Below are 13,802 nucleotides of genomic sequence, written 5' to 3' on the forward strand. Positions count from 1 at the left end.
CCCGCCGAAGCACTCGACGAACTACTCTCCAACCCGTCCACACCGACAGCTGTTGCTTAGAGCACTAGAAACCGCCGCGACTTTTTAGGCAGTTTCGCGTCTGCTCGCGGTACCTGGGCGAGGGCCATTCCGGCGCCACCCCCTTGACCGTCGGCTGAACGCGCGTTTAATCTACTGAACATGCGTTCAGCATCGAACGATCTGACGGCGGTCGCACGGATCCGCGACGCCGCGATCGAGCAATGGGGCCAACACGGCTTCAACGTCGGCCTTCGGGCCGTCGCCGAGGCGGCCGGGGTGTCGGCCGCGCTGGTCATCCATCACTTCGGTTCGAAGGAAGGCCTGCGCAAGGCGTGTGACACCCATGTCGCCGACGTGATCCGCGAGACCAAGACCGAATCGCTGCAGACGCACGACCCCGCCACGTGGCTGGCGCAGATGGCCGAGATCGAGTCGTACGCGCCGCTGATGGCCTATCTCGTGCGCAGCCTGCAGTCGGGTAGCGAGCTGGCCAAGTCGTTCTGGCAGCAGATGATCGACAACGCCGAGCAGTATCTAGACGAAGGGGTCCGGTCCGGGCTGCTCAAGCCGAGCCGCGACCCCCGGGCCAGGGCTCGGTTCCTGGCGATGGCCAGCGGCGGGGGTTTCCTGCTGTATCTGCAGCTGCACGACTCCGCGGATCTGCGTGTGGCTCTTCACGATTACGCCGAGGAGATGGTTCTTCCCGCGCTCGAGGTCTACACGCAGGGGTTGATGACCGACTCGACCATGTACGACGCGTTCCTCGCGCAGCGCGAGAAGGGAATTCCGTTCAGCAGCACCGAGAAGGGAGATCGCGATGACGGCTCAGATGGCGGGACCACTGCGGCGAGCTGACCGCCGAGGCGGTGAACCGGCGGTCGAAATCCACAGTCTGTCAAAGTCGTTCGGCCGTACCCGAGCGCTTGACGGCCTGGATCTGACCGTCGCGCCGGGCCAGATCACCGGGTTCCTCGGGCCGAACGGCGCGGGTAAGTCGACCACCATCCGCGTGTTGCTCGGGCTGTTGCGGGCAGACGGCGGCACGGTCCGGTTGCTCGGCGGCGACCCGTGGCGCGACGCGGTTGCCCTGCACCGCCGCATCGCCTACGTCCCGGGCGATGTGACCCTGTGGCCCAACCTGACCGGGCTTCAGGCGATCGACTTCTTGGCCCGCCTCCGCGGCAACGGTGTGGACACCTCTCGACGCGATCAGCTGATCGAGCGCTTCGAACTCGACCCGCACAAGAAATCGCGAACCTACTCCAAGGGCAACAGGCAGAAGGTCGCGATCATCGCGGCGTTCTCGACCAACGCCGAGCTGTACATACTCGACGAGCCGACGTCGGGACTGGATCCTTTGATGGAACGGGCGTTTCAGCAGTGCGTCGGTGAGGTCGCCCAACGTGGCGCCGCGGTGCTGTTGTCCAGCCACATCCTGGCCGAGGTCGAAAAGCTCTGCGACAGCGTCACCATCATCCGCGCCGGCCGGACCGTGCGGGCGGGCGCCCTCGACGAGTTGCGCCACCTGATGCGCACGACCGTGACCGCGCGAACCCGCCAGGACGGCAGGCGCCTCCAGGACGCACCCTTCGTCCACGACTTCGCGATCCGGGACGGCCACTACGTCTTCGCGGTCGACCGCAACGACCTCGATCGGGCGATGGACGTTCTGAGCGATCTCGGGATTCTGGACCTGACGGTCACCCCGGCCTCGCTGGAGGACATGTTCCTGCGCGAGTACCAGGGGGTGGCGCCATGACGACGACCATCGCGCCGACCGAACTGCGGCGCGGCGCTTCGACAGCGTGGACGGGAACCTTCGAATTGCTGCGCCTTGCGCTGCGCCGCGACAAGGTCCGGCTCGGCGTCTGGATCGCGGTGCTGACGTCGCTGATGGCCTACGCGCCGGCCGCCGTGGAACTGGCCTATCCCGAAGAGCTGCAACGGCTGACGCGCGTCGAGCTGCTCAAGACCCCGGCCGGGATGATGATGGGTGGCCCCATGTTCGGCCGCAACGAGACCGATCTCGGCGCGATGATGGCCAACGAGATGATGCTGACGTTGATCGTCGCCACATCGATTCTCGCGATCCTCACCGTGATTCGGCACACCCGCGCCGAAGAGGAAAGCGGCGCAGCAGAGTTGGTGTTGTCGTCGGTCGTGGGCCGATACGCCAGAACCGCGGCAGCGCTGATCCTCGTCGGTGCCGTCAACGCGGTGCTCGCGGTCGCACTGACGCTGGCGATGGCCGCCAACGGGCTCGACGTCGTCGACGCCGCGGCGATGAGCATCGGTGTGACCGGGGTGGCCATGGTGTTCGGCGCGGTGGCCGCCGTGACCGCGCAGCTGTGGCGGCAGTCGCGTACGGCGTCGGGCGCCGCAATGGCCGCGCTGGCGGTTGCCGCGGTGGTCCGTGGCGTCGGTGACGTGATCGACAACTCCGGCAGTGCGCTGAGTTGGTTCTCCCCGATCGCGTGGGCCCAGCAGATGCGTGCGTTCGTGGACCTGCGGTGGTGGCCGTTCACGCTGCTGGTCGCGCTCACCGGTGCCCTCATCGCGCTGGCCGTCGTGCTGGAGGGCAGGCGCCAGTACGACGACGGCACATTGCCCTCCTCCGGCGAGCGCCCCGACGCCCGTCCCATCACATCCGTTCTGGAACTGCACCTGACGCTGCAGCGCGGCCAGACGATCGGGTGGACCGTCGGGTTGTTCCTCGGTGGCCTGGCGTTCGGGTCGATGACCAAGTCGTTGCTCGACGCGGCCGCGACCAATGAGGTGATCCAGCGTCTGATCGCGCAGCAGGGCGCCGACAGCGCTCAGACCACGATGACGCAGTTCCTTGCGGCCGCGGCGAGCGCGTACGTCGTCGGCGCGGTGCTGCGCGTGTACACCGACGAGGAGCGTGGTCTCGGCGAGGTGGTGCTGGCCGGGTCGGTTTCGCGGTGGCGCTGGCTTTTCACCGCGGTGGGTTCGGCGCTGCTCGGCTCGGTCCTGCTGATGTTCGTCGCCGGTCTCGGCAATGGCCTGGGCGCCGGCATCACCGTCGGCGACGCCGCGACGGTGCTTCGGCTGACCGTGGCCGGGTTCGCCTACGTGCCCGCCATGGCCGTGATGGCCGGCGTCGCCGCGCTGGCCGTCGCGGTCCGTCGACCCTGGATCGGCTGGATGGCGGTGACGGCGGTCGTTGTCACGCTCTACCTGGGACCGCTGCTGCGGTTGCCCCGGTGGGTCATCGACCTGTCACCGGTCAGCCGAACCACGGCGCCGAGCGACTACCCCGTGACCGCGCTCGTCGTCATGGTCGTCGTTGCCGCAGCCTTGACGTGGTTCGCCGGCGCCCTGTACCGCAGGCGCGACGCGATCTGAAGCGGCGGCCATGAAACTCCTTGTCCAGCTGACACTGTCGACCATCGCGGGTCTCCTCTTCGTCGCCCTGCTGCTGTTCGTGCCGGCGGGCACGCTGAACTACTGGCAGGCGTGGGTCTTTCTCGCCATCTTCGCGCTGGCCACCACGGTGCCGAACTTCTATCTCGCATTACGGCGGCCCGATGTGCTGAGTCGTCGCATGCGCTCCGGGCCGACCGCCGAACGCAGGACGATCCAGAAGTTCGTCAGCATCGGCTATCCGCTGCTGTTCGTGGCCATCGCCGTCGTCAGCGCGCTCGACCATCGGTTCGGATGGTCGACGGTTCCGTTGGCGGTCGTCGTGCTGGGTCAGGTGCTGGTCGCCGTCGGGCTGGGCATCGGGATGGCGGTGATCCTGGTCAACAGCTACGCCGCCGCCACGGTGACGGTGCAAGCGGATCAACAGTTGGTGTCCAGCGGACTCTACGGATTTGTCAGGCACCCAATGTATTTCGGCGTGATGATCATGATGGTTGGGTGTCCACCGGCGCTCGACTCGCTCTGGGGGCTGACCCTGCTCGTGCCGGGGACGGCGATCTTCGTGCTCCGCATTCTCGACGAGGAGGCGCTACTCCGCGACGAGTTACCCGGTTACTCCGAGTATGCCGGACAGGTTCGTCATCGCCTGGTGCCCTACATCTGGTGAAAGGTGGGTGGTCTCATGAAGATCGTCCTGCAGACGCTCACGTCGGCGGTTTTCGGAATCGCCTTCTTCGCGGTTTTGCTGTTCGTTCCCGCCGGCACGCTGAACTATTGGCAGGCCTGGGTTTTCATCGCCGTCTTCATGCTCGCGACCCTGGTGCCGAGCCTGTACCTCGCGGTGCGTAATCCCGCCGCGTTGAAACGACGGATGAAGGCGGGTCCCGGCGCCGAAACCAGAACCTCGGAGAAGCTGATCATCAGCGGGCTCATCGCCGCCGTCGTCGCGGTTCTCGTGATCAGCGCGCTCGACCACCGGTTCGGGTGGTCGCACGTACCGACCGTGCTCGTCGTCGCCGGTGACCTCCTGGTGGCGATCGGTCTGGTCGCCGCGCAGTGGGTGATCATCGAGAATTCCTACGCCGCAGCGACGATCACCGTCGAGACCGGCCAGTCCGTGGTGACGACGGGGCTGTACGGCATCGTGCGACATCCAATGTATGCCGGCACGCTGGTCATGATGCTCGGCACCCCACTCGCGCTGGGCTCGTTCTGGGCGCTGATCGCGGTTGTCGCCGCGCTGCCTCTGCTCGCGGCGCGGATCGTTGACGAGGAATCCATGCTGCGTCGGCAACTGGCGGGCTACCCCGAGTACACGAACCAGGTGCGCTACCGCCTCGTGCCGTACGTCTGGTGACCGACCGTGCGCCACAGCCCGACGAACACCGCCGCCACCACGAAACGCACCACCGCATTGACGACCATCGTCGTGTTCGCCTGCGTGAGGCTCACGTAGACGATGTCGAGCACGCCGCTCGTCGCGTGCAGCACGGCCAGCGTCACCACGATCAACCGCAGCGCGGCACGGTCCGTCAATCGGGCGGCTCCGAACGACAGCACCGCGACCGCGAGCTCGGCCGCGCTGACCACGTACACCAGCAGATACGCCTGCCGGTCCAAGGTGAAGCCCGCGACTGACGGAATCGCCGTGGGAAACAGCATCAGGACTGCCGCCCCGGCCAACGTGATCACGCCGTGCACCACGAGTACCGCTCGTAGTGTGGTCATATCCGCCTCCTGTCATATCCGGCCGCCCGCATTCGTCATAGAGATGACGGATGAGACCCGGACGATATGACGACGGGAGCGTCCCGATGACCATGATCGACGAGCACCTGAGGACGTTCGACGAGCACCGCGACCACCTCCATGCGGTGGCCTACCGGATGCTCGGCTCGGCGAGCGACGCCGACGACGCGGTGCAGGAGGCATGGCTGCGCATGCGGCGCGCCGACGTCGGCGCCGTGCGCAACCTCGGCGGCTGGTTGACCACCGTCGTCGCTCGCATCTGCCTGGACATGCTGCGCGCCAGGGCCGCGCGAGCCGAACAACCGCTCGACGATCTCGGTGAAGGTGACGCACCACCCGCTTCCGGTTTCGACCCCGAACAGGAGGCCGTCCTGGCCGACTCCGTCGGCGTCGCACTGCTCGTCGTGTTGCACACGCTGTCGCCCGACGAGCGGCTCGCGTTCGTCCTGCACGACATGTTCGATCTGCCGTTCGCCGAAATCGCCCCGATCGTCGGGCGGTCGGAGAACACCGCCGCTCAGCTCGCCTCCCGTGCGCGCCGCCGCGTCCGCGGCCAGGACGCCCCGCAGGCAACCGAATTCGTGCGGCAGCGACACCTCGTCGACGCATTCCTCGCCGCAACGCGCAACGGTGACTTCGATGCGCTGCTCGCGCTCCTGCACACCGACGCGGTGCTGCACGTCGACGCCTCCGCGGGCGGGATCGCCACCACCGTTCGCGGCGCACACGCCATCGCGGGCAACGCGCAGCGGTTCGCCGCGAACGCCAGGTTCGCCGAACCCGCCGTGATCGACGGTGCGCCGGGGGTCGTGGTCGCACCGGCCGGACGACTGCGCCTGGTGCTGCGGTTCACCGTGACCGACGACAGGATCGGCGGAATCACGATCGATGCAGATCCACATCGGCTGAGTCACCTTCAGTTGGCGCTGCTCGGCCGATAATGCGGATGTGGAACTGCTGACCGGGCTCGGCCTGGCGACCGCGGCGGGGCTCAACGCCTATATCCCGCTGCTCGCGCTCGGCCTGCTGTCGCGGTTCACCGACCTCATCAGCCTGCCCGCCGGCTGGGCGTGGCTGGAGAACGGTTGGGTCATGGCGATCGTGGCGACGCTGCTCGTCATCGAAATCGTCGCCGACAAGGTGCCCGCCCTGGACAGTGTCAACGACGCCGTCCAGACGTTCGTGCGGCCCACGGCGGGCGGCATCGTGTTCGGTTCCGGCACCGCCGCTCAAACGTCGGCGGTGGCCGATCCCGGCGCCTTCGCCCAATCCGGGCAATGGATCCCTGTGGTCATCGGCGTCGTCGTCGCACTGGTGGTGTCGCTGACCAAATCGACGGTTCGGCCCGCCGCCAACGTCGCCACCGCCGGGGTGGCCGCGCCGGTGCTGAGCACCGTCGAGGACGGAGTCAGCGTGGGGCTGGTCTTCGTCGCGATCCTGCTGCCGGTGCTGGTGCTGGTGGCCATCGTCGCCCTGGCGTGGCTGGCGTTCCGGATCCTGCGGCGTCGCCGCCGCCGCAACGCCGCACCGGGCTGACCCCAGGCGCGCTACGTGAGGGTCGTGACGTAATGCCCGCCCGAGTAGTAGTCGATGTTCAGCTTGCCGCTGGAGTCCTTGTAGCCGCAGGTGGACACCGTCCCCTTCTTGTTGTACGTCCCGCCGGCGGCCTTGCATTCGCTCTTGATCGTCTGGTCCGACAGCTTCTCCGCGTGGGCGGCCGGGGCGGTCGTGGCCATCAGCGCGCCGACGGTCATGACGCCGGCGGCGACGGTGGCGGTGATGCTGGTGCGTTTCATCATGCCTCCTGTGTTTGTGGCCTCCTCGGCCGCTGCTGGTCGAACCAGCATGAGACACAGGAGCTTTGGGCATAACGGGACGAGCACCCCCACCGTCGATCGCGTGGTGGGGACTGCGGAACGAACCGCGATTAGGGGGTTAGGGGATTCAGATCCAGACGCCCTTGCCGACGGCCACCACTCCCCCGGCACTGATCGCGAACCGTTCGCGGTCCTTGTCGAGATCGACCCCGACCATCTCCCCCGGTCCGACGACCACGTTCTTGTCCAGGATGGCGTGGCGCACCACCGCGCCGCGGCCGATGCGGGCGCCGGGCATGATCACGCTGCCCTCGACGATCGCGCCGTCGTCGACGACGACGTTCGACGACAGCACCGAATTGCGCACGGACGCGGCCGAAATGATGCTGCCCGCGCCGACCACCGACTCCTGCGCCGACCCGCCGTTGACGAACTTGGCAGGCGCCAGCATCTCCGCCTCACCGCGGATGGGCCAGCGCTTGTTGTAGAGGTTGAACACCGGGTGCACCGACACCAGGTCCATGTGCGCGTCGTAGAACGCGTCGAGGGTTCCCACGTCGCGCCAGTAGCCGTGATCGCGTTCGGTCGCGCCCGGCACCTCGTTGTTGCTGAAGTCGTACACCGCGGCCATGCCGTCGTCGACGAGACGCGGAATGATGTCACCGCCCATGTCGTGGTCGGAATGGTCGTCGTCGGCGTCGGCGCGGATCGCGTCGATCAGCACCTTCGTCGTGAAGATGTAATTGCCCATCGACACGAACGCCTCGTCGGGATTGTCCGGGGTCCCCGGCGGATCGGCCGGCTTCTCGACGAAGCTGCGGATGCGGCCGGACTCGTCGGCGTCGATGACGCCGAATGCGGTGGCCTCGGCACGCGGCACCCGGATGCCCGCGACCGTGGCGCCGGCGCCGCTCTCGATGTGGAACTGGACCATCTGCTCGGGGTCCATGCGGTAGACGTGGTCGGCGCCGAACACGACGATGTAGTCGGGGTCCTCGTCGTAGATCAGGTTCAGCGATTGGTAGATCGCGTCCGCGGAACCGGTGTACCAGCGCGGGCCCAGCCGCTGCTGGGCGGGCACGGGCGTGATGTATTCACCGGCAAGACCGGACAGCCGCCAGTTCTGGGAGATATGGCGGTCGAGCGAGTGCGACTTGTATTGCGTCAGCACGCAAATCCGCAGATACCGCGCGTTGACCAGATTCGACAAGACGAAGTCGATGAGACGGTAAGCGCCGCCGAAGGGAACGGCGGGCTTGGCTCGATCCGCGGTCAACGGGTAGAGCCGCTTGCCCTCCCCGCCGGCCAGGACGATGCCCAGCACGTGTGGCAGTTCCCTCATGACACAAACCTATCGGCAGCCGCTGTCCGGGGCTAGGCATTGGTGCCCCGAGTCCGGTGCGAAACCCATCCGCACCTGCGGTGGCTTGCCCCCGGAACTAGGGTCGAAACCATGCGGGTGGCGATGATGACTCGGGAGTATCCACCCGAGGTTTACGGCGGGGCGGGAGTGCACGTCACCGAACTGGTCGCTCAGCTGCGCCACCTGTGCGAGGTCGACGTGCACTGCATGGGTGCGCCGCGCGCCGACGCGATCGTCGCCCAACCCGATCCGGCGCTGCTCGGCGCCAACGCCGCGCTGTCGATGCTGTCGGCGGATCTCAACATGGTCAACACCGCGGCGCGGGCCGATGTGGCGCACTCGCACACCTGGTACACCGGGCTCGCCGGTCACCTCGCCGCGTTGCTCTACGGCGTTCCCCATGTGCTGACCGCGCACTCGCTGGAGCCGATGCGGCCGTGGAAGGCCGAACAGCTCGGCGGTGGGTACCGGGTGTCGTCGTGGGTGGAGAAGACGGCGGTCGAGGGCGCAGACGCCGTCATCGCGGTCAGTTCCGGTATGCGCGAGGACGTGTTGCGGACCTATCCCGCGCTGGACCCGAACCGGGTTCACGTGGTGCGCAACGGGATCGACACCGACGTCTGGTACCCCGCCGCCCCCGAGCCGGGCGAATCGGTGCTGGCCGAACTCGGCGTCGACCTGTCCCGGCCCATGGTGGCGTTCGTCGGCCGGATCACCCGGCAGAAGGGCGTCGCGCATCTGATCGCCGCCGCCCACGCCTTCGCCCCCGATGTGCAGTTGGTGCTGTGCGCGGGAGCGCCGGACACCCCCGAGATCGCGGCCGAAGTGACCGAGGCGGTTCAGCAGCTGTCGCAGGCCCGCGCCGGGGTGTTCTGGGTCCGCGAGATGCTTCCTATCGTCAAGATCCGCGAAATACTTTCGGCGGCAACGGTGTTCGTATGCCCGTCGGTGTATGAGCCGCTGGGCATCGTGAACCTGGAGGCGATGGCGTGCGCGACGGCCGTGGTGGCCTCCGACGTCGGCGGCATACCGGAGGTCGTGGCCGACGGGCACACCGGGCGGCTGGTGCACTACGACGCGCAGGACGCGGCGGGCTATGAGAGTCGGTTGGCCGCGACGGTCAACGAGCTGGTCGCCGACCCCGAGAAGGCCCGACGGTTCGGCGAGGCCGGGCGGCAGCGGTGCATCCAGGAGTTCTCCTGGGCGCACATCGCCGAGCAGACCCTGGAGATCTACCGGAAAGTGGGAGCTCCGGCGTAGCCGGTCGCACCGGAACCGTCAGCTCGTGACGTTCTTCAGTTCGTCCCCGAGCGCGGCTGCCTCGTCAGGGGTCAGCTCGACGACAAGTCGCCCGCCGCCTTCCAGTGGTACCCGCATCACGATGCCGCGCCCCTCCTTGGTTGCTTCCAGTGGACCGTCGCCGGTCCGGGGCTTCATCGCCGCCATCGAGTGCTCCCTCCACATGAGCCGGCCCACTCGCGGGCTCGGTCGGGGCCGAGACTGCCCACTCGTTTGACAGTTCCCGGCACTGAACTGCTACTGAACGCCTCTATTGTTCCCTATCGGCGCCGTTCGGTGTGCAAAGACCCGGCTAAGGGGGTTTTCTGCGTCGGCTAGGCGGGTGCCGAGGCGCCGTGCTTGACCGCCTCGACGAAGTACCCGCGCGGCACTCCTTCGGCGTCGTTCGGCGCGGGAGGTGTCGGCCACCGGCCCCAGGCGTAGCCCGGTTCGGCGACGTCGGTGACGACGGCGGTCCACCCGTGGGCCTCCGCCAACTCGCCGGGCTCGTCGGTGCCGAACAGCCAGGGTGACCCTTGTTCGGCCATCGACTGCAGAAGCCCCGCCATCGCGTCGGACTCGAGCAGCGTCTTACCGACCGCGTCGTAGAGCAGTACCGAGCCGGGCGCCGACAGCGCGTCGACGGTGCGGAACAGCTCGCGAACCGTCGGTTCGTCGAGGTACTGCAGCAGGCCCTCGATGAGCCAGATCGTCGGGCTCGCGGCGTCGTGTCCGGAGGACGTGAGCGCCGATGCCCAGTCACCCGCGAGGTCTGTGCCGATCGTGACGCGGCGGGCGCGGGGCTGCTCACCGGCCAGCCGCTCGTCCTTCGCGGCGATGACGCCGGGTTGGTCCAGCTCGTAGACGGTGGTATCCGACGGCCACGGCAGGCGATAACTCCTGGCATCGAGGCCCGCCGCGACGAGGACCACCTGCTTGGCCGTCGTCGCCGCGCGCAGCAGCGCCTCGTCGAAGAAGCGGGTTCGCACCACGATCTCCAGCGTCGACTCTTCTCCCGCCTCGGCGATCATGCCCGCCAGCATCTTCATGCCCGCTTCGCCCGCGAGTCGGCTCGCGAAGGGATCGTCGAACAGCGGCTCTTCGCGCGTGGATTCATGGGCCCGGATCGCCGCGACCAGGATGCCGGTGCCGGCCACCGGGGTCGTGTTCTCGAAGTTCGTGTCCATGCGATCCTCACCGCCGCGGTCGCGGCACCCAGCAGTCTGCGGTGTGATCGTCGACCATCCCGGTCGCCTGCATCAAGGCGTACGCCGTCGTCGGTCCGACGAAGCGGAAGCCGCGGCGTTTGAGTTCCTTGGCCATCGCCGTCGACTCGGGGGTGACGGCCGGGACGTCGGCGAAGGTGGCCGGCCGCGGCCGGGACGGCGGCGCGAAGGACCACAGCAGTTCGGCGAAATCGGTGCCGCCGTCGCGAAGGTCGGCGACCGAACGGGCGTTGGCGATCGTGGCCTCGATCTTGGCGCGGTTGCGCACGATCCCGGTGTCGGCCAACAACCGCGCGATGTCGCGTTCGGTGTAGCGGGCCACCCGGTCGACGTCGAAGCCGTGGAACGCGCGGCGGAAGTTCTCCCGCTTGCGCAGGATCACCAGCCACGACAGCCCGCTCTGGAACGCTTCGAGGCTGACCCGTTCGAACAGGCCGACCGAGTCGCGCAGCGGCCGGCCCCACTCGGCGTCGTGGTAGTCGCGGTACAGCACGAAATCGGCTGGCGACAAACGAGATTCGTCGATCCAGGCACAACGGACGCGGCCGTCGGGTTCGACGGTGGGTTTCACCGCGGCGGTCATGACTCGTCGCCGTTCTCCGACTGGAGGGCGTGGGCGCCGCCCTCGATGTGTTCGTCGTCCTCGATGCCGTGCGCCGCCCGCAGGGTGGCGAGCTGACCGCGCAACGAGTCGAGTTCCTGGCCCAGCCGGTCGAGCACCCAGTCGACTTCGCTGGTCTTGTAGCCGCGCAACGTCTGGGTGAACTTGACGGCGTCGACGTCGGCGCTCGTCACACCGGAGGCGGGTAGCACCGTCGCGGTGGTGTCCCGCGGCAGCGGCGGCAGCGGCTCACCGCGGCCGAACACCACGCTGCCCACGGCGAACAGCACGACGGCGATCAGAACCAGCACGACCAGATACAGCAGAACCAGGCTCACGGGTTCGATACTGCCTCAGGGGGCCGACATTCGGCGGACGACGATCAAGCGGCGAGGAACGAGCCGCGCTGAGGAGTCCGCCAATTAGCCCGGCGGACGACCTAGCCCGGCGGACGACGTCGCTAGTTGCAGAGAAGAACCTCAGCCGCGCGGGCGCAGCGTCACCATCGGGGGGCGATCGGCCAGCGACACCGACGACATCCGCGGCGTGTAGCCCTCACCGTCGGCGAAGAACTGCGTCAACCCGACCCCGGAATCCGGCACCCCGCACCGCGACAGCAGCGTCGCGATGACCTGCCGGCTCATCGTGGCGAGCTCGGTCAGCGGCCGGTTGCGGTGCGTACGCACACCGAGGTTCACCTGGGCGATCCCGTCGAGCCCGAGGCGGTCGTAGGCGTCGATCAGCAGCCCGATCTCAACGCCGTAACCCGGCGCGAACGGCACGGACGTCAACAGCTCGCGGGTGCCGGCGTATTCACCGCCCAGCGGTTGCAGGATGCAGCTCAGCTCCGGCCGCAGCGACGCGAGCAGCGGCCGGGCGACCAACTCGGTCACGCGCCCGCCACCGTTGGCGTCTTCGCTGCCGCTGACCTTCAGCGGCCTGCGGTAGAAGCCCTTGACCAGGTGCACGCCGTCGGTGGTCAGCAGCGGACCGACCAGCTTCGGCACAAACATCGGGTCGGGGTCGATCAGATCCGAGTCGACGAAAACGATCACGTCGCCTGTCGTGGCGGCAAGCGAGCGCCACAGGACCTCACCCTTGCCCGGTTGCGGAGTCACCTCCGGCAGCGCCGCTTCGCGGCTGATCACCCGCGCGCCCGCGGCGAGGGCCCGGATCTCGGTGTCGTCGGTCGAGCCGGAGTCCAACACGATCAGCTCGTCGACCAGCCCGCCGAGCAGCGGAGTGATGGTTTCGACGACGCTGCCCACCGTCTCTTCCTCGTTGAGGGCGGGCAGGACGACCGAGACGGTGCGGCCGCGTTTGGCGGCCTCCAGTTCGGCGACCGTCCAGGTGGGCCGGTTCCAACTGTGGTCGGCCAGCCACCGCGAGGTGACGACGTCAGTAGCGGGAAGTTCGGGTGTGAGTGTCATGCCAGTCCCCTCACCGTGCGCGTCGGCGGCCGTCCGCCCTGGATCGACGCGACCATCTCCAGTACGCGTCGTGTGGGCCCGACCTCGTGCACACGGAACATCGCGGCCCCGTCTGCGGCCGCCAAGGCGGTGGCTGCGAGGGTGCCCTCCAGGCGTTCGGTCAAACCCACACCCAAAGTCTCCCCGACGAAATCCTTGTTGCTGAGCGCCATAAGGACCGGCCATCCAGTGTTTACAAGCTCTTTTACATGGCGCAACAAAGTAAGACCGTGGTAAGTGTTCTTGCCGAAATCATGCGTCGGATCGATCAGCACGGCGTCGCGGGCCACCCCCGCGGCGACTGCCCGTTCGGCCGCCGTTGTCACCTCGGCGATGACGTCGTCGACGACGCCGCGTTCGGTGATGCCGTAGTTGACCCGAAACGGCCTGGTCCTCGGCTGGGCGCCGCCGGTGTGCGAGCACACCAGGCCCGCACCGAACTCCGCGGCCACCTCGGGCAATGCGGGATCGTGGCCCGCCCAGGTGTCGTTGATCAGGTCGGCGCCCGCCGCGCACGCCTGTTTGGCGACCGTCGAGCGCCAGGTGTCGACGCTGATCAGCTGGTCGGGATAGGCGCCGCGTAACCACTCGATGAACGGGACGACGCGCGCGATCTCCTCGTCGGTGTCGACGGTGTTGCCGGGGCCCGCCTTGACCCCGCCCACGTCGACGACGTCGGCGCCCTCCTCGATCACCCGGTGCGCCGCCGTTTTGGCGGCCTCGTCAGTGAACGCGGCGCCACGGTCGTAGAACGAGTCCGGGGTCCGGTTCACGATCGCCATGATCAGCGCCCGATCGGCGGCGACGGGCCGGCCCAGGAATCGGCCGCGGTGCGTTGTCACGCCTTCCAGGCTACGGCCGTGCGATTTGTGCGTGATTTCGATCGGTCAGCGA

General features: G+C 67.9%; 17 protein-coding genes. 8 read left to right on the forward strand and 9 right to left on the reverse strand.

Annotation, left to right across the window (positions count from 1 at the left end):
- Window positions 1-180 precede the first annotated feature (180 nt).
- From A5752_RS02385 to A5752_RS02405, 5 genes are read left to right on the forward strand one after another with little or no spacing between them, the layout of a single operon-like run.
- Window positions 181-876 (forward strand): TetR/AcrR family transcriptional regulator, encoded by a 696-nt coding sequence (locus A5752_RS02385; RefSeq protein ID WP_067081547.1) that lies wholly within the window; start codon window positions 181-183, stop codon window positions 874-876.
- Window positions 839-1,780 carry an ABC transporter ATP-binding protein gene (locus tag A5752_RS02390; RefSeq protein WP_286159379.1) on the forward strand — a complete coding sequence of 314 codons (942 nt, stop codon included), beginning with the start codon at window positions 839-841 and terminating at the stop codon, window positions 1,778-1,780. Before A5752_RS02385 ends, A5752_RS02390 begins: the two co-directional genes overlap by 38 nt.
- A complete protein-coding gene (locus tag A5752_RS02395; RefSeq protein ID WP_067081554.1) occupies window positions 1,777-3,387 on the forward strand; it encodes an ABC transporter permease in 1,611 nt (536 codons plus the stop codon). Before A5752_RS02390 ends, A5752_RS02395 begins: the two co-directional genes overlap by 4 nt.
- Before the next feature lie 10 nt (window positions 3,388-3,397).
- On the forward strand, window positions 3,398-4,072 hold the full coding sequence (locus A5752_RS02400) for a methyltransferase family protein (RefSeq protein WP_067081557.1): 675 nt from the start codon (window positions 3,398-3,400) through the stop codon (window positions 4,070-4,072).
- 15 nt (window positions 4,073-4,087) lie between these two features.
- Window positions 4,088-4,762 carry a methyltransferase family protein gene (locus A5752_RS02405; protein WP_067081560.1) on the forward strand — a complete coding sequence of 225 codons (675 nt, stop codon included), beginning with the start codon at window positions 4,088-4,090 and terminating at the stop codon, window positions 4,760-4,762.
- Here the strand turns inward: A5752_RS02405 and A5752_RS02410 are convergent.
- The gene (locus A5752_RS02410) at window positions 4,735-5,133 is read right to left on the reverse strand and encodes a hypothetical protein (protein WP_156613557.1); all 399 of its coding nucleotides are present in this window, start codon (window positions 5,131-5,133) and stop codon (window positions 4,735-4,737) included. The genes A5752_RS02405 and A5752_RS02410 overlap by 28 nt on opposite strands.
- A gap of 86 nt (window positions 5,134-5,219) precedes the next feature.
- Here A5752_RS02410 and A5752_RS02415 point away from each other — a divergent pair, with 86 nt between their 5' ends.
- Window positions 5,220-6,095, forward strand: a complete 876-nt coding sequence (locus A5752_RS02415; protein ID WP_502686617.1) for a sigma-70 family RNA polymerase sigma factor — start codon at window positions 5,220-5,222, stop codon at window positions 6,093-6,095.
- 7 nt (window positions 6,096-6,102) lie between these two features.
- The gene (locus A5752_RS02420) at window positions 6,103-6,690 is read left to right on the forward strand and encodes a DUF4126 domain-containing protein (protein WP_067081565.1); all 588 of its coding nucleotides are present in this window, start codon (window positions 6,103-6,105) and stop codon (window positions 6,688-6,690) included.
- 11 nt (window positions 6,691-6,701) lie between these two features.
- Here the strand turns inward: A5752_RS02420 and A5752_RS02425 are convergent, their stop codons facing one another.
- Both A5752_RS02425 and glgC read right to left on the reverse strand, forming a co-directional pair.
- Complete coding sequence (locus tag A5752_RS02425; RefSeq protein WP_156613559.1) at window positions 6,702-6,950, reverse strand: hypothetical protein; 249 nt, start codon at window positions 6,948-6,950, stop codon at window positions 6,702-6,704.
- A gap of 148 nt (window positions 6,951-7,098) precedes the next feature.
- Window positions 7,099-8,313 carry a glucose-1-phosphate adenylyltransferase gene (gene glgC / locus A5752_RS02430; RefSeq protein ID WP_067081572.1) on the reverse strand — a complete coding sequence of 405 codons (1,215 nt, stop codon included), beginning with the start codon at window positions 8,311-8,313 and terminating at the stop codon, window positions 7,099-7,101.
- A gap of 111 nt (window positions 8,314-8,424) precedes the next feature.
- On the opposite strand from glgC, the gene glgA reads away from it, so the two are divergent.
- Window positions 8,425-9,594 (forward strand): glycogen synthase, encoded by a 1,170-nt coding sequence (gene glgA, locus A5752_RS02435; protein ID WP_067081574.1) that lies wholly within the window; start codon window positions 8,425-8,427, stop codon window positions 9,592-9,594.
- A gap of 18 nt (window positions 9,595-9,612) precedes the next feature.
- Here glgA and A5752_RS02440 read toward each other — a convergent pair whose 3' ends face one another.
- The 6 genes from A5752_RS02440 to folP all read right to left on the reverse strand — a co-directional run bounded on the left by A5752_RS02440 (window position 9,613) and on the right by folP (window position 13,690).
- Window positions 9,613-9,780 (reverse strand): DUF3117 domain-containing protein, encoded by a 168-nt coding sequence (locus tag A5752_RS02440; RefSeq protein WP_005059648.1) that lies wholly within the window; start codon window positions 9,778-9,780, stop codon window positions 9,613-9,615.
- Window positions 9,781-9,947: 167 nt separating this feature from the next.
- A complete protein-coding gene (locus A5752_RS02445) occupies window positions 9,948-10,799 on the reverse strand; it encodes an SAM-dependent methyltransferase (protein WP_067081576.1) in 852 nt (283 codons plus the stop codon).
- Between the two features lie 7 nt (window positions 10,800-10,806).
- A complete protein-coding gene (locus tag A5752_RS02450) occupies window positions 10,807-11,421 on the reverse strand; it encodes a DNA-3-methyladenine glycosylase I (protein ID WP_067081579.1) in 615 nt (204 codons plus the stop codon).
- Complete coding sequence (locus A5752_RS02455) at window positions 11,418-11,777, reverse strand: DivIVA domain-containing protein (RefSeq protein ID WP_067081583.1); 360 nt, start codon at window positions 11,775-11,777, stop codon at window positions 11,418-11,420. The genes A5752_RS02450 and A5752_RS02455 overlap by 4 nt, the downstream gene beginning before the upstream one ends.
- 141 nt (window positions 11,778-11,918) lie before the next feature.
- Entirely contained in the window at window positions 11,919-12,869 is a 951-nt protein-coding gene (locus A5752_RS02460) for a glucosyl-3-phosphoglycerate synthase (protein ID WP_067081586.1), read from the reverse strand.
- Window positions 12,866-13,690 (reverse strand): dihydropteroate synthase, encoded by an 825-nt coding sequence (gene folP, locus A5752_RS02465; RefSeq protein ID WP_067081750.1) that lies wholly within the window; start codon window positions 13,688-13,690, stop codon window positions 12,866-12,868. The genes A5752_RS02460 and folP overlap by 4 nt, the downstream gene beginning before the upstream one ends.
- Between the last annotated feature and the right edge of the window lie 112 nt (window positions 13,691-13,802).

The organism is Mycobacterium sp. 852002-51961_SCH5331710 (genome assembly GCF_001665535.1).
GTDB lineage: Bacteria > Actinomycetota > Actinomycetes > Mycobacteriales > Mycobacteriaceae > Mycobacterium.

Coding starts and splice junctions, on each gene's coding strand:
- A5752_RS02410 (WP_156613557.1), bottom strand. CDS start 5,133: ATGACCACACTACGAGCGGTACTCGTGGTGCACGGCGTGATCACGTTG.
- A5752_RS02390 (WP_286159379.1), top strand. CDS start 839: ATGACGGCTCAGATGGCGGGACCACTGCGGCGAGCTGACCGCCGAGGC.
- A5752_RS02450 (WP_067081579.1), bottom strand. CDS start 11,421: ATGACCGCCGCGGTGAAACCCACCGTCGAACCCGACGGCCGCGTCCGT.
- A5752_RS02445 (WP_067081576.1), bottom strand. CDS start 10,799: ATGGACACGAACTTCGAGAACACGACCCCGGTGGCCGGCACCGGCATC.
- A5752_RS02395 (WP_067081554.1), top strand. CDS start 1,777: ATGACGACGACCATCGCGCCGACCGAACTGCGGCGCGGCGCTTCGACA.
- glgA (WP_067081574.1), top strand. CDS start 8,425: ATGCGGGTGGCGATGATGACTCGGGAGTATCCACCCGAGGTTTACGGC.
- folP (WP_067081750.1), bottom strand. CDS start 13,690: ATGGCGATCGTGAACCGGACCCCGGACTCGTTCTACGACCGTGGCGCC.
- A5752_RS02405 (WP_067081560.1), top strand. CDS start 4,088: ATGAAGATCGTCCTGCAGACGCTCACGTCGGCGGTTTTCGGAATCGCC.
- A5752_RS02415 (WP_502686617.1), top strand. CDS start 5,220: ATGACCATGATCGACGAGCACCTGAGGACGTTCGACGAGCACCGCGAC.
- A5752_RS02425 (WP_156613559.1), bottom strand. CDS start 6,950: ATGAAACGCACCAGCATCACCGCCACCGTCGCCGCCGGCGTCATGACC.
- glgC (WP_067081572.1), bottom strand. CDS start 8,313: ATGAGGGAACTGCCACACGTGCTGGGCATCGTCCTGGCCGGCGGGGAG.
- A5752_RS02385 (WP_067081547.1), top strand. CDS start 181: ATGCGTTCAGCATCGAACGATCTGACGGCGGTCGCACGGATCCGCGAC.
- A5752_RS02460 (WP_067081586.1), bottom strand. CDS start 12,869: ATGACACTCACACCCGAACTTCCCGCTACTGACGTCGTCACCTCGCGG.
- A5752_RS02400 (WP_067081557.1), top strand. CDS start 3,398: ATGAAACTCCTTGTCCAGCTGACACTGTCGACCATCGCGGGTCTCCTC.
- A5752_RS02440 (WP_005059648.1), bottom strand. CDS start 9,780: ATGGCGGCGATGAAGCCCCGGACCGGCGACGGTCCACTGGAAGCAACC.